This window comes from Reichenbachiella sp. (genome assembly GCF_039941815.1).
In the GTDB taxonomy this organism is placed as follows: Bacteria; Bacteroidota; Bacteroidia; order Cytophagales; family Cyclobacteriaceae; genus Reichenbachiella.
This window is the reverse complement of record NZ_JBDVDW010000061.1, coordinates 112,470-126,622: the sequence shown is the minus strand read 5'-3', so window position 1 is coordinate 126,622 and position 14,153 is coordinate 112,470. Positions and strand designations below refer to the sequence as shown.

General features: G+C 39.7%; 15 protein-coding genes. 11 read left to right on the top strand and 4 right to left on the bottom strand.

The genetic code is table 11. The annotated features are described in order from the left end of the window. Nucleotides 1–55 precede the first annotated feature (55 nt). The 7 genes from ABJF11_RS14645 to lepB all read left to right on the top strand — a co-directional run bounded on the left by ABJF11_RS14645 (nt 56) and on the right by lepB (nt 7,937). Nucleotides 56–1,690, top strand: coding sequence for a CTP synthase (locus tag ABJF11_RS14645; protein ID WP_348120642.1), 1,635 nt, complete (start codon nt 56–58; stop codon nt 1,688–1,690). A 4-nt stretch (nt 1,691–1,694) separates the two neighbouring features. After that, nucleotides 1,695–3,527, top strand: coding sequence for a membrane protein insertase YidC (gene yidC, locus ABJF11_RS14640; protein ID WP_348120640.1), 1,833 nt, complete (start codon nt 1,695–1,697; stop codon nt 3,525–3,527). A gap of 188 nt (nt 3,528–3,715) precedes the next feature. After that, nucleotides 3,716–4,498, top strand: a complete 783-nt coding sequence (locus ABJF11_RS14635) for an AAA family ATPase (RefSeq protein WP_348120638.1) — start codon at nt 3,716–3,718, stop codon at nt 4,496–4,498. An 18-nt stretch (nt 4,499–4,516) separates the two neighbouring features. Continuing rightward, entirely contained in the window at nt 4,517–5,431 is a 915-nt protein-coding gene (locus ABJF11_RS14630; RefSeq protein WP_348120636.1) for a ParB/RepB/Spo0J family partition protein, read from the top strand. Nucleotides 5,432–5,438: 7 nt separating this feature from the next. Beyond that, complete coding sequence (locus tag ABJF11_RS14625; RefSeq protein WP_348120635.1) at nt 5,439–6,035, top strand: DUF5683 domain-containing protein; 597 nt, start codon at nt 5,439–5,441, stop codon at nt 6,033–6,035. Nucleotides 6,036–6,090: 55 nt separating this feature from the next. Next, entirely contained in the window at nt 6,091–6,804 is a 714-nt protein-coding gene (gene dapB / locus ABJF11_RS14620; protein WP_348120634.1) for a 4-hydroxy-tetrahydrodipicolinate reductase, read from the top strand. A 41-nt stretch (nt 6,805–6,845) separates the two neighbouring features. Continuing rightward, a complete protein-coding gene (lepB, locus tag ABJF11_RS14615) occupies nt 6,846–7,937 on the top strand; it encodes a signal peptidase I (protein ID WP_348120633.1) in 1,092 nt (363 codons plus the stop codon). 7 nt (nt 7,938–7,944) lie between these two features. On the opposite strand, the gene ung is transcribed toward lepB, so the two are convergent. Then, the gene (gene ung / locus ABJF11_RS14610; protein WP_348120632.1) at nt 7,945–8,607 is read right to left on the bottom strand and encodes a uracil-DNA glycosylase; all 663 of its coding nucleotides are present in this window, start codon (nt 8,605–8,607) and stop codon (nt 7,945–7,947) included. Nucleotides 8,608–8,686: 79 nt separating this feature from the next. Here ung and apaG point away from each other — a divergent pair, with 79 nt between their 5' ends. The 3 genes from apaG (at nt 8,687) to ABJF11_RS14595 (ending at nt 10,882) form a co-directional block, all read left to right on the top strand. After that, nucleotides 8,687–9,073, top strand: a complete 387-nt coding sequence (apaG, locus tag ABJF11_RS14605; protein WP_348120994.1) for a Co2+/Mg2+ efflux protein ApaG — start codon at nt 8,687–8,689, stop codon at nt 9,071–9,073. Between the two features lie 14 nt (nt 9,074–9,087). Beyond that, on the top strand, nt 9,088–9,873 hold the full coding sequence (locus ABJF11_RS14600) for a class I SAM-dependent methyltransferase (protein ID WP_348120631.1): 786 nt from the start codon (nt 9,088–9,090) through the stop codon (nt 9,871–9,873). A gap of 79 nt (nt 9,874–9,952) precedes the next feature. Then, the gene (locus tag ABJF11_RS14595) at nt 9,953–10,882 is read left to right on the top strand and encodes a chromosome segregation protein SMC (protein ID WP_348120630.1); all 930 of its coding nucleotides are present in this window, start codon (nt 9,953–9,955) and stop codon (nt 10,880–10,882) included. Nucleotides 10,883–10,888: 6 nt separating this feature from the next. Here ABJF11_RS14595 and ABJF11_RS14590 read toward each other — a convergent pair whose 3' ends face one another. Further along, complete coding sequence (locus tag ABJF11_RS14590; RefSeq protein WP_348120629.1) at nt 10,889–11,314, bottom strand: DoxX family protein; 426 nt, start codon at nt 11,312–11,314, stop codon at nt 10,889–10,891. Nucleotides 11,315–11,445: 131 nt separating this feature from the next. On the opposite strand from ABJF11_RS14590, the gene ABJF11_RS14585 reads away from it, so the two are divergent. Then, nucleotides 11,446–11,907, top strand: coding sequence for a MarR family transcriptional regulator (locus tag ABJF11_RS14585; protein WP_348120627.1), 462 nt, complete (start codon nt 11,446–11,448; stop codon nt 11,905–11,907). Nucleotides 11,908–11,914: 7 nt separating this feature from the next. Here the strand turns inward: ABJF11_RS14585 and ABJF11_RS14580 are convergent, their stop codons facing one another. Both ABJF11_RS14580 and ABJF11_RS14575 read right to left on the bottom strand, forming a co-directional pair. Then, entirely contained in the window at nt 11,915–12,838 is a 924-nt protein-coding gene (locus ABJF11_RS14580) for a universal stress protein (protein WP_348120626.1), read from the bottom strand. Nucleotides 12,839–12,908: 70 nt separating this feature from the next. After that, a complete protein-coding gene (locus ABJF11_RS14575; protein ID WP_348120625.1) occupies nt 12,909–13,991 on the bottom strand; it encodes an aminotransferase class V-fold PLP-dependent enzyme in 1,083 nt (360 codons plus the stop codon). Nucleotides 13,992–14,153 lie beyond the last annotated feature (162 nt).

Sequence of the window (14,153 nt, the reverse complement as noted above, 5' to 3'; positions counted from 1 at the left end):
GATACTAATGACATAACTTTGAGCCCCGTAACAAAAGGTTCCAAGTACACATCAAATGACATCAACAAAATACATTTTCGTTACGGGCGGGGTTACCTCTTCTCTTGGTAAAGGAATTATTTCAGCATCTTTAGGTAAGTTATTGCAAGCCAGAGGTTTCTCGGTAACTATTCAAAAATTGGACCCCTACATCAATGTAGATCCAGGCACACTCAACCCTTATGAACATGGCGAATGTTATGTCACAGACGACGGCGCTGAAACAGATCTGGATTTAGGTCACTACGAAAGATTCTTAAACGAACCTACTTCACAAGCTAATAACGTAACCACAGGTAGAATCTATTATAACGTCATAAAGAAAGAACGGGAAGGTGAATTTCTGGGTAAAACTGTTCAGGTTGTACCGCACATTACAGACGAGATAAAAGAAAGTATTTACCGTTTAGGTAAGACAGAAAAATATGATTTTGTAATCACAGAGGTTGGTGGTTGTGTAGGTGATATTGAATCCTTGCCGTTTATTGAGGCCATGCGTCAGGCAAGATTTGAATTGGGCCCGACTCAAGCTATCAATATTCACCTCACTTTAGTGCCTTATCTAAAAGCTGCTGGCGAACTTAAAACCAAACCGACTCAACACTCGGTAAAACAGCTACTAGAGGCAGGGGTTCAACCTGATATCTTGGTATGCAGAAGTGAGCACAAGCTCAGTATGGATTTGAGGAAGAAAATCGCTCTGTTTTGCAATGTGCCCGTGAATTGCGTGATCGAAGCACAAGATGCTGAGACCATATATGATGTGCCATTATTAATGAGAAAAGAAAAGTTGGACGAGCGAGTATTGTCCAGAATGCGTTTCTCATATAAAAAAGAGCCAGGACTTGAGCACTGGAAAACCTTCTTGGGAAAACTTAAAAACCCCATAGCAGAAGTCAACATTACGGTTGTGGGTAAATATGTAGAGCTCCAGGACGCTTACAAATCTATATCCGAAGCGTTTGTTCATGCAGGTGCAGAAAACGAATGTAAAGTGAAAGTCAAATGGTTGTCGTCAGAAGATATTACGTCTGACAACGCAGCCAGGCAGTTGGAAGGAGTAGATGGACTGCTCGTAGCTCCAGGATTTGGCGAGCGAGGTATAGAAGGTAAAATCGAATCCATTCGGATAGCCAGAGAACAAAATATACCTTTCTTCGGTATATGTCTCGGTATGCAGTGTGCAAGTATAGAATTCGCAAGAAACGTATTGATGCTAAAAGATGCCAATTCCAAAGAGATGGCTGAGAAACTGAAACATCCGGTGATAGACATCATGGAGGATCAGAAGAATATTACAGAAATGGGAGGTACTATGAGATTGGGCGCATATGATTGCCAAATCAAAAAAGGTACTAAAGCATATAATGTGTATGGACACACCAAAATTCAAGAACGTCACAGACACAGATATGAATTTAACAATGCCTATCTCAAAGATTTTGAAGAGAATGGGATGATTGCTTCAGGTAGAAACCCAAAGACCAATCTGGTTGAAATCATTGAGCTCAAAGACCACAGGTGGTTTCTTGGTGTTCAGTTTCATCCCGAACTTAAGAGTACAGTACTCAATCCACATCCGCTATTTGTCAAATTTGTGAAAGCAGCTTTGGCCTACAAGAAAGACAACTTATCAGAAAAAAATATTTAATTAAATGGATAAAAATCAGATCACAGGATTGGTCTTAATGCTTGCATTAATGACCATTTATTTTCAATTCTTCGCTGATGAAATTCCCCAGGAGCCTGTCGAACAAGCTGCGACGGAAACCACAGTGGCCTCACCAGCAGCGCAAGAAAATCCTGGCATGCCATCAGCAGCAATAGTAAATGATTCGCTGACCACAGCGATTCATCAAGATCGATATGGAATTTTTGCACCTTATGCCAGCGGGGAAGCCAAAGAAATTAATATCGAAAATGAGTCAGTCAAAATCACGCTCTCTAGCAGAGGAGGCGTCGTGAAACGAGTAGAACTCAAAGACTATCTGACATATGACAAGGAGCCACTCGTACTCATTGACCGAAATAGTAGCCAATCAGATTTGGTTTTAATTAGCAACTATAAGCCTGTCAATGTATCAGAGCTTTATTATACGCCTGATTACTCGAGATTGGAAGTATCTGGTACAGATTCACTCAGTTTGAGCTTCAAGATAGCCATAGACGGAGGCAGGTACATAGAGCACAAGTATAAACTGGGTGGCACTGGATTTCAGTTAAGATATGAAATCAACCTGATAGGCATGGATGGCATCATAGACAATCAAGATGCGCAGTTAACCTGGGTAGACCACATGAAGAATGTGGAGCATACCCTCAAGGAGTCAAGGGCGAAAACGACGATCAATTATCAGCCCACTGGTGGTGATTTTGATGACCTGGGTGTAGGAGAAGGTACAGAATCTGAGACGATAGAGCAAGGATTGAAGTGGTTCGCTTTCAAACAACGTTTCTTTGCCAGTGCATTGATCGCTGACAACCAGATGAGCAAAGCCACCTTGAGTACGTATGTTGATACTTCGGATAGCTCAACTGTAAAATCAGGAACAGCAGTATTGAGCTTACCAATAGGAGATTTGAAAACCGGTAAAGGTAAATTTCAGTACTACTTTGGACCAAATGATTATACTGTTCAGAAGAAGGTGGTCGATGGGTTCGAACAAAATGTAGACCTCGGATGGTTTATCTTCCGTCTGGTCAACAAGTTTCTGATTATTCCTATATTCAACCTGTTAGAAAATTTCATCTCCAACTATGGTGTGATCATCATTATTCTGGTTTTTGTGATCAGATTGATTTTAGCGCCATTGACTTACAAGTCACACATGTCGATGGCTAAAATGAAGGTGCTAAAGCCTGAAATGGACGCCATCAAGGAGAAACACGAAGGAGACATGCAAAAGTCTCAGAAGGAGACCATGGAGCTATATAGCAAAGCAGGGATTAATCCACTGAGTGGCTGTATTCCGGTTCTGCTCCAATTTCCATTCCTATTAGCGATGTTCAATTTTTTCCCTAACTCGATAGAGCTAAGGCAGCAAGCATTTCTTTGGGCGAAGGATTTATCCACCTATGATAATGTGTTGAACCTACCATTTGAAATTCCATTCTATGGAGATCATGTCAGTTTGTTCACCCTATTGATGACCGCATCCACGATTCTTTATACCTGGTCCAACAGTCAGATGAACTCGCAAATGCAGGGACCGATGAAGACTATGCAGTACATGATGCCTATTATGTTCTTGTTTTTCCTCAATAGTTTCTCAGCAGGATTGACGTTCTACTACTTCGTATCGAACATTGTGTCTTTTGGACAAATGGCTCTATTCAGAAAATTTGTTGATGAAGACAAAATTCTGAAAGTAATGGAGGAGAATCGCAAAAAGAATGCAAATAAGAAAAAATCTAAATTCCAGCTCAAACTCGAGGAAGCCATGAAGGCAGGCGAGGATCAGCGAAAAAAAGGAAAGAAAAAGAAGTAAATTTAAAGTCCCGTTTTTAGCGGGACTTTTTTGTTTTCAGGCATTTAGGAATTTATCAACATTTCAATGTGGAGAAGTTTCCATTCACAAATAGAATAAATGTGGAAACGAAAATTATATTTGCGAATGTCGATCATGTGCAAGTATCGACTTATTGACAATTTTCATTTAATCTGACAACGAGCTTTATGGGTAAGATCATCTCAATTGCAAATCAAAAAGGTGGTGTAGGTAAAACTACCACATCTATTAATCTGGCAGCAAGTTTGGCAGCGCTGGAATATAAGACCCTGCTGGTAGACGCTGACCCGCAAGCCAATTCTACGTCAGGCATTGGAGAAGACCCAAAACAAATAAAAGCAGGAATATATGAGTGCATGGTGGATGCCATCGACCCATATGAGTGTATCATTAAATCTGATATTGACTATTTGGATCTACTTCCTTCTCATATCGACCTGGTAGGAGCAGAGGTAGAACTTGTCAGCTACGATGAGCGAGAAATGAAAATGCGTACCGCATTGGAAGCTATTAGAGAGGATTATGACTTTATTATTATTGATTGCTCGCCGTCTTTAGGTCTGATCACGGTCAATGCGCTAACAGCTTCAGATTCGGTGATCATTCCAGTGCAATGCGAATATTTCGCTTTGGAGGGATTGGGTAAGCTATTGAATACGATCAAAATCATTCAGTCAAGGTTAAATCCTGATCTTGAGATTGAAGGTATTCTACTTACCATGTACGACATGAGATTAAGATTGTCAAATCAGGTGGTAGAAGAAGTGACTACTCACTTCAAGTCAATGGTGTTCGATACACTCATACCAAGAAACATAAAGTTGAGTGAATCTCCGAGCTTTGGTCTGCCTGCGATCTCACATGATGCAGAGAGTAAAGGAGCCATTAGTTATTTGAATCTGGCCAACGAGATTGTAGCCAACAACGAACAATTGGCCGAGATGGCCTAATAGTAAAAGATAGTTTAGATGAGCCAAAAGAAAGGAAATAGGAGGAATGCTCTTGGTAGAGGATTAGGTGCTCTGCTTAATGATGATGGTGCAGGAGCAGAAAAGGTATTGGCTAAAAAACCACTTCGCGAGAGAAGTGCATCGGCAGGAAGTATTTCTGAGATCAGCCTTGATCAAATAGAAGTCAATCCATTTCAACCAAGGACAGATTTTGATCAAGAGGCGTTACAGGAGCTCTCTGAGTCTATAAAAGTTCAGGGAATCATCCAGCCTATCACAGTTAGAAAACTTAACAACAACTCCTTTCAACTTATTTCTGGGGAGAGAAGATTTCAGGCAAGCAAACTTGCAGGCTTGGAGAAAGTGCCAGCCTATATCAGAACAGCTGATGACCAACAAATGTTGGAAATGGCGCTTATTGAGAATATTCAGCGCCAGGATCTAAATGCTATGGAAGTAGCATTGAGTTATCAGAGACTACTTTCTGAATGTGACCTAAAGCAAGAAGAGCTTGGAGATCGAGTAGGAAAGAAGAGGTCGACAGTTAATAACTATCTCAGATTATTAAAATTGCCACCAGACATACAGGCAGCGGTACGAGATGGTAGAATATCTATGGGGCACGCACGAGCACTTGTCAATGTAGAAAATACCTCGTCTCAACTTGACTTGCTAAAGAGAATTCTCAATGAAGATCTCTCTGTAAGAAAGGTGGAAGCACTGGTAAAGCAAGCTTCTTTTCCTGATGAGCCGCAGATCAAAGAAGAAGAAAAAGAAGAGAATAAAGAGATATTAAGTGTTCAAGACAAGTTATCTTCGCATTTCGGGACAAAAATCATGATTGCCTCGAAAGATAATAACAAAGGAGAAATCAAAATACCTTTCACTTCCGTTTCAGAATTGAATCGTATTTTGGAAATAATTGACGCTTAAATAAGAAGTGAAATCATCGATACTTGTAGTCTTAGGAGGTCTAATCATCTCAACATCCGCCTTGGCTCAAACCGAGACTATTATTCGTAATCATTCTGACAGTACAGTAATTTCAACCGATTTATCTGGAATTGAAACCTTTCAAAGTAAGTCAAAACTAGATCCCGAAAAAGCAGCCCTTTACGCCGCTGTTTTTCCTGGCTTGGGTCAAATGTACAATAAACAATATTGGAAGCTACCCATCGTCTATGGTGGAGCCATCGTAATAGGTCATTTTATCAAATATAACAATGACTTCTACAATGCCTTTCGAAATGCATATATCGCGGAAACCGATGGAGATGATCTCACTATAAACCCATTTCCACAATTTTCTGAGCAAGCGCTTCAAGTAAATGCTGAAAAATTTAAACGCAACCGAGATTTTATGATGATTATGGGGGTGGTGTATTATATCGTTCAGATTGTCGATGCGCATGTTTCAGCACACTTGATCGAGTTCGATATCAACGATGATTTAGCCATGCATCCAACTTATTACCCAAGAGAAAAGTACTTTGCCCAAAATGTAGGAATGTCTTTGGTTTTTAAACTGAACAAATAGTAATAAAGCAAAGATCTCAGACACTAATTATCCATAATTAAAAAAAGAGCAATCAATGAAAGTAGGATTGGTAGGCTATGGCAAAATGGGACAGGCCATTGAAAAAATACTGCTCGACAAGGGGCATGAAATATCAAAAATCATCAATATAGATAATATAGATGAAATTGGAGAAATACGTCCAAGTAACACTGATGTAGTTATAGAATTTACTACTCCAGACTCTGCTCTACAGAACATTAAAACTTGTCTGGGAAACAAGGTACCTGTTGTTTCCGGCAGTACAGGATGGATTGACCACTACGAAGAGGTAGTGGAACATTGCAATCAAAATGAAACAGCTTTTTTCTATGCGTCCAACTATAGTTTGGGAGTAAACATTTTTTTTAAACTCAACGAGCACCTGGCAAAAATGATGAATGGCAGAGGCTACGACAGTTCGATGGTAGAAATACATCATACCCAAAAGGTGGATGCACCCAGCGGAACAGCTATCACATTGGCAGAAGGCCTTATGGCTAACAATAAATCTAAGACTTCCTGGGTAAATCGGCCCACCGAACAATCCAAAGAATTGTCCATATTGTCAGAGAGAATAGACAATGTACCAGGCACACACGACGTTATTTACAATTCTGAAGTAGACACCATAAAAATCAGCCATGTAGCGCATAGTAGAGAGGGATTTGCTCAGGGAGCCGTGTTAGCTGCTGAGTTTCTTGCTGGCAAAAAGGGAGTATTTACTATGGACGATTTACTCAATTTTTAGGAATCATATTTAATCATAACTTTGCGGAAATTAAGTCAACTATGAATTGGAATTTTTTTAAGCCGAAAAAGAAAGAAGTAAAGAAGGGACCTGTACAGGAATGGGTAGATGCAATCGTTTTCGCTGTAGTGGCAGCGACGTTGATACGCTGGGCGTTTATGGAGGCTTTTACGATTCCGACTCCTTCTATGGAGAATTCTCTACTAGTTGGAGATTATCTATTCGTAAGCAAAATCAATTACGGGCCGAGAACACCAAAAACACCAATTCAATTTCCCCTTACACACGGCAAAATTTGGCTCACCAATATTCCTAGCTACACAGACGCCATTCAATTGCCTCAATACCGATTCCCTGGTTTTGGTGAAGTAGAAAGAAATGACGTGGTTGTATTTAACTATCCACCTGAATTTGAGCATCCTACAGATCTTAAAACTCACTATATTAAAAGATGTATCGCTATTGCCGGAGATACGATTGAGGTGAGAGACTCACAGGTATTCATTAATGGGAAAGAAGGAGAAAATCCTGAAAACATGCAATTTGCTTATTACTTGAAAAGTAGCAATGTGATCAACGATCGAGTATTTAAGAGGAATGGCGTTTGGGATTATAACCGTGTGAACAACAACGAATACTATCAAATGCATGCTAGGCCTGAAGATGCCAAAAAATTTGAAAGCCTGGACTTCATAGAAGAAGTCATCCCACACAAAGAGCCTGAAGGTTTTGTAAACCCAAGAATCTTCCCAAACGCTTCGAGGTTTCCATGGAATGCTGATTTTTTCGGACCACTGGTTATTCCTGCAGAAGGAATGACCATTGACCTAACAGAAGATAATATAGCCATGTATGGTTCCACAATCAGAAACTATGAAGGACTGGATAATGTTGAGCTCAAAGAAACAGAATTGTACATAGATGGTAAAAAACCTGCAACATACACCTTCCAGCAGAACTATTACTTCATGATGGGAGACAATAGACACAATTCTGAAGATTCAAGGTTCTGGGGATTTGTTCCTGGAGACCATGTAGTGGGAGAAGCCTCTTTCATTTGGTTGTCAATTGATCCTAATGGTGGATTTACCGACAAAATCCGTTGGTCGAGACTATTCAGCGGCATAGATTGATTTGACACTACCAATTAATCTCTTCGAGTCCTTTGTCCTTTAGATAGGCGTTAGTCTGACTAAAGTGCTTGTTGCCAAAAAATCCTTTGTGTGCCGCAAATGGAGATGGATGTGGCGAACTAAGAACCAGATGCTTTTTGCGATCAATGTATTCTCCTTTTTTCTGGGCATATGCACCCCACAACAAGAACACTAGGTTTTCTTTTTGATGTGAAAGTTCACGGATGACCGCGTCAGTGAATTCTTCCCATCCTTTCTTTTGATGAGATCCAGCTTGATGTGCCCTTACGGTCAAAGTAGCATTGAGGAGCAATACACCTTGTTTTGCCCATCTGTCCAGGCAACCATCTGCAGGTGGGGTGATCTGCAAATCATCTTCGATCTCCTTGAAAATGTTCTGCAGGGAAGGTGGCTTACGAGTGCCAGACTGCACAGAAAAACACAAACCATGCGCCTGACCAACACCGTGATAGGGGTCCTGTCCTAGAATGACCACACGAGTAAAATCAAAAGGGCTGAGTTCAAAAGCACTAAAAATATCTTTAGCCGGGGGAAATACTTTATGCTTCTGATACTCTGACTTCACAAAGACTGTCAGGTTCTTAAAATAGTCCGCTTCAAATTCTGCTTGAAGTCTGCTTTTCCAGCTTTTCTCAATTTTTACATCCATAATTTTCGAAAATAAAATAAATTGATTTACTTGTACGCTCAATCCACACACAATTTGGTAATTGAAATCTTAATTTTTGATGGTAACAGAAATAACAAAAGGCATAAAAGTAAGTGTTGAGACGGAATACCAGCCTAAGTATTCAAGTCCCAGACAGTTCCACTATGTCTTCACCTACAAGGTAACCATCGAAAATCAAAGCGAACATACGGTGCAGCTCAAATCCCGTCATTGGTATATCAAAGATGCCGCTTATAGTGATCGAGAGATTGAGGGCGAGGGTGTAGTAGGACAGCAGCCTATTATTGAGCCTGGACAAGAACATGTGTACGTATCAGGGTGTAATCTGAAAAGTGGTGTTGGCAAGATGATTGGCACCTATCTTATTGAGCGAATTATTGACGGGAAGACTATTGAAGTGCGTATTCCTGAATTCGTGATGGTTGTTCCAGACCGATTCAACTAATCGATTAGATTAGGTTGAGCCTCAAAATCTTTTTTTTTCGTGTGTATCGTTACTTACGATATTGGCTTCTGGCTCTGGACGAGCATAGTTTGCAATCACCTTTTTTATTTCAATTGTACACACAGGCTCTGTCACCTTCAAATCTGAATAAAATCACCCGTCCTACTATTGAGGAACTGAGGAAGTCTCTTTTGGCAGGCCGTCATACCATTGCAAATACTTACGGTTCTGGTTCTAGTCTTTCTACTAGCCAGAGAGGATCAATCCGTGGTATTGCGAAATTTGGTGTTTCTACTCCAAAACAGTCAGAAATTTTAGTCAATCTTATTGAATGGACAAAAGCAGAAACGGTACTTGAGCTTGGTACTTCGCTCGGGCTCAATACGCTATATTTAAGTGAGGCAAATACTACGAAGGAAGTGGTAACCGTTGAAGGCAATCAAGAACTCGCTCTTTTATCTCGCTTGCATTTTGAGTCACATGGAGCTTCCAATATTGATCAAATCAATGATGATATTGATCATTTTTTGGATAATGATCATCGTAGATATGATTTAGTATATATTGATGCAAACCATACATTAGACGCTACGATTCGATACTTTAGAAAATGCATGGATTTAATTTCATCTGAAGGGGTAATTATATTGGATGACATCAATTGGTCCCCGGATATGAATAGGGCTTGGAACAGCATTCTTGAAGATAACAAGACTTGTATTTTTGTTGAAAATTATGAAATTGGAATAGTATTTGTAAATAGACCAAGCGAACAAAAACACTATATTCTGCGCTTCTAGCGAATAGAAAATAGAACATGTTAAGTAAGATTGATTATCACTAATTATCTTCTATTTTTGCAGCATATTACTTTCACCTATGGAAAATAAATCATCGACATCTCAACCCGGAAATCCTCCGGAAAAAACTCAAAATAAAAAAATAGTCACCGTCATTTTGGTAATGCTACTTCTTGCTGCTGGCGGAGCTTTGATCTACAAGTTTATTGAGTCATCTGAACTTGCCGAACAGAACAGATTAACTCAGGAACAGCTAGATCGTGCCTACAATGATCTCGATTCTATGAGCAATGAGTTGGACACCAGAATTCTTAAAATTGCCCAACTTGGTGGAGAGATTGATACGCTGTTGCAAATAAAAATGCAACTTGAAGAAGAGAAGAAATCCTTTAGAAAAAAAGTATACAAACAAATCAATGAACTGAAGAGTACAGTGGAGGGATACAAAGAGTTATTGGTAGCGCAAGACGTGGAAATAGCTAGACTCAAGGTGCTCAATGATTCATTGATGAGCGAGAACACAGAATTGAAGGTAGTGGCCAATACGCTGAACGAGTCTATCAAAGGGCTAAATCAAAGTAAGGCCCAACTTGAAGAGAAAGTAGCTACAGCTTCAAAATTAAAAGTAGAGCGTGTTCAAATTCTGGCGGTTAGTTCGAGTGGAAAAGAACGACCATCTCCGTTTAAGAACAGGCACATTGACCACTTGAATATACAATTCGAAATATTAGAAAATAGAGTAGCACCGATTGAAGGCAAGGGCATACTACTAAAAATAACCGGACCGGATGGCAACGTGATTTTTGATGTAGCTGCAGGATCTGGAACATTTATGTACGATGGAAGGGAAAGCTTCTACACGGTCAAGAAGGATATTCTTTTTGATAGAAATAGCCAACAGATGACCTTTTTGTACAATAAAGGCAGTGACTATGATTTGGGAAAGTACATCCTCGAAATCTACACTGACGACTATAAAATGGGTAGCACTTCCTTCATAGTAAAATAAGAAAAATCACTTTCCAATATAGGAAAGGACTTGCTGTTTTTCATCAAATAGAACTTTGGTACAACACATGAGGACGATGAGTGCCATTACCATTAGTTGTCCGCCGTCGTTTCCTACGATAATTCCTATAAAGAAAATATGTGAAATGATAGCTCCCATCATTAAAAACACCCCGAGTAATGCACCAAGTCCGGCATGTTTTGGCCAAAGAAGAAGGATGGACGCAACCAATTCAAGAACACCTGTACCAACGCGAAAGAATGCTTCAAAATCACCATGACCAAAAATGGCGATGGTGAGATTGGTAAATAGAGATTTTGACTCATTCAGAAAAGCCTCACCTCCAATTCCAAATTTGAAAAGAAGTGTTTCCAGAAGAATGATAGCAGCTATTATTCTTGGCAAATACTTAATTACATTCTTCAAAGTCATGAATATCAAAGTCTTGTTGTGACGGATAAGTTAGTTAATTAAAGATAATTGAGTAGTATTTTGCAGTTGAAAATTTAAGTGTCTAATATTAGTGTTTATACATTATATACATTCGGGACTAAACATATCGCATGGGTATAAATAAGGATATTAAGCAAAAGAAGTTTAAAACCGAATTCGAAAAGACTATTGTCAATCTGATTTTTACAAGAAACTGGTTTGACGAGCAACAGCATCGAATTTTGAAGCCATATGGGCTGACTACAGCGCAGTATAATGTGTTGAGAATTTTGCGTGGTCAGCACCCCGAAGTGTGTACGGTAAATTTGATCATAGACAGAATGCTGGATCGAATGTCGAACGTTTCCAGAATTGTGGATAAACTAGTTTCGAAAGGTTATGTGTCCAGAATGCCTAACCATAGGGATAGAAGGGCAGTGGATGTATGCATAACTCAGCAAGGACTGGATCTACTGGCAAAGTTGGATGTTCAGTTAGAGTCCCTTTTTAATCAAATCAACAGCTTTTCTGATGAAGAGTGCAGCCAAGTCAATAGCTTTCTGGACAGGCTAAGAGGTACGACTCCAGACTAACCGAGCACTAAATTCCTCTTAGGATATCAATTAGACCTTTTTGTTTGTCTTTTGATCTTACAACTAAGATTGGGATTTCGGTATGAAGCTGTACCAGCTTCTCCGCACTGCTTCCAATAAATAAGGAGGCAGCAGCTGTGATACCTTTTGCACCGATTACAATCGCTCCGGCTTTGATTTTTTTGGCCGTTTTATATATGGATGATATCACATCTTCGTGTCGATCCAATGTATATATAGGTTCAATTGTAAGGTCAGTAGGGTCCGCCTTTTTCATAAAAGCACCATAGTCTTTTTTGGCATGCTCTTCCATGATTCCCGCAAATTCTTCGAATGACTTACCTGTATAATGATATCCACTAGGTACTTGATATACGTGCTGTATGTAGAATTTTGGCTTCGGAAAATGATCTATATTGAGCAGATCAATGGTCTGATTTACCGCATCCAGAGAGTTGGCAGAGAAATCTACCGGCACCAATATTTTACTTATTCTTCGCTTAAATCCTTTAGGGATAATCAATAGTGAGCATGCGGCTCGTCTGGCCAACCTGTGAATGATAACACCACCACCTTGTTTTTCATTTTTCCTTCCTACGATAATCAGATCAACTTCTTTACTGGCACTATATTTTAATATTGCCTTAGTAGGTTGGCCCGACTTGATTTCGACCTGGACCTTTGACTTATCATGTGTATAGTAGCGATCTATCTCCCTTTCAATTTCTTTTTTGCGCTCTTCTAATGCATCCTGAATAATATTAGGAAACTCCTTCTTGATTGAAGCAGGGACATTTAAATCTTTAATTACATTGATAAACTTAACTACCTTTGTATCAGCTAGTTTTGCGATTGTAGATGTGGCGTAAATCAGCTCCTTATCCAGATCTGTGTGATCGAGTGCTACAAGTATTTTTTCAAATTTATACATTGGGTTCTGCGTATTCAGGGTCTATTAATTCCAAAGAATTTCAATTTAATACAAAAAGATAAATCAAAAATTAGAAATCTAACTGATTTATCTCATCTACAAGCATTTCCATTTGCTCCTTCGAGTGTGTAGGAAAGGAAGCAATCCTAATATGCTTGTTTTTGAACTCACCATAACCATTGCCTATAATAAGTCCTTTTTCAGCTAGCTTGTTCATAAGTGCTTCGGACCCATTTTCTACATCTGCTACCCCGACTGTCATGGATCTATACTTCTTATCTGTCACGAATGCTTTTAATTTCGGATGTGACTCAAATAACTGATAGAGTAATGCGCTTTTGTATCTGGCTTCCTGTCTGATTTGTCCAATACCCTTATTCAGCATGTCCTGAACCACTTTTCCCAAAAGATATATATTGAGTACGTTAGGTGTGCAGGTCGTTTGGTGCTTGGCGGCCATCTTTGCTATCTTCAAGATGCTGTTATATGAATCATGATATTTGCCATTTGATTTGAGCTCTTCGGCTCGTTCTACGCATCTATTGTTGAAGAGCCAAACTCCCAAACCTGCAGGCAATCCGAACGACTTCTGCACTGAGAAGTATAAACTATCCATCTGATTGAAGTCAAATTCGGGAATAGGTAAGGAGCTTACCGCATCAATAGCCAGCAATGGTTTTGGATGAGCTGCTCTAAAAGTGGTTATATCTTCTATGGGCATAGCCGCGCCAGTGCTAGTTTCGTTTTGTGTGATACTAATCAACTCAGTTCGATCGTCTACCTGTAGGCTTGACAGGTCATGATTTTGTCCAGGCTTGGCAACAATCGCTTTCGCCTCTTTGCCTAATGCACTTGCAGCCTTGTAGAATTTCTCAGAAAAGGCACCATTAACAAGGTGTAAAGAATGTTTGTCAATCAGGTTTTCTGACATTCGATCCCAAACCTCTGTCGCCGATGATGTGAACCCAATGGTGTAGTTGTCCGGAACCTGCAACAAAGCCTTCAAACCTTCTGTGGTTTCTTGCTGCATTCGTACGTAAGCTTTTTCTCTATGGCTGATGGAAGCGATACCATCCCTGATGGCATTTTTGAGATGTTGTTCTACAGTGAAATACAACTCTGAGGGTCCTGCTGTAAAGAATATTTTTTTCATACTATTTTCAATAAACTAATCATTAGATAAACCTGGGCTCACCTGCTGGTATTCGACGCAAAATGAATACATTTGTTGGACAAATCTCTGGGTTTTTGAATGTTTATTAAACTAACGTTATAAAAATGACCGAGTGATTTCGGTGGCTAAATCGGGCCTCAT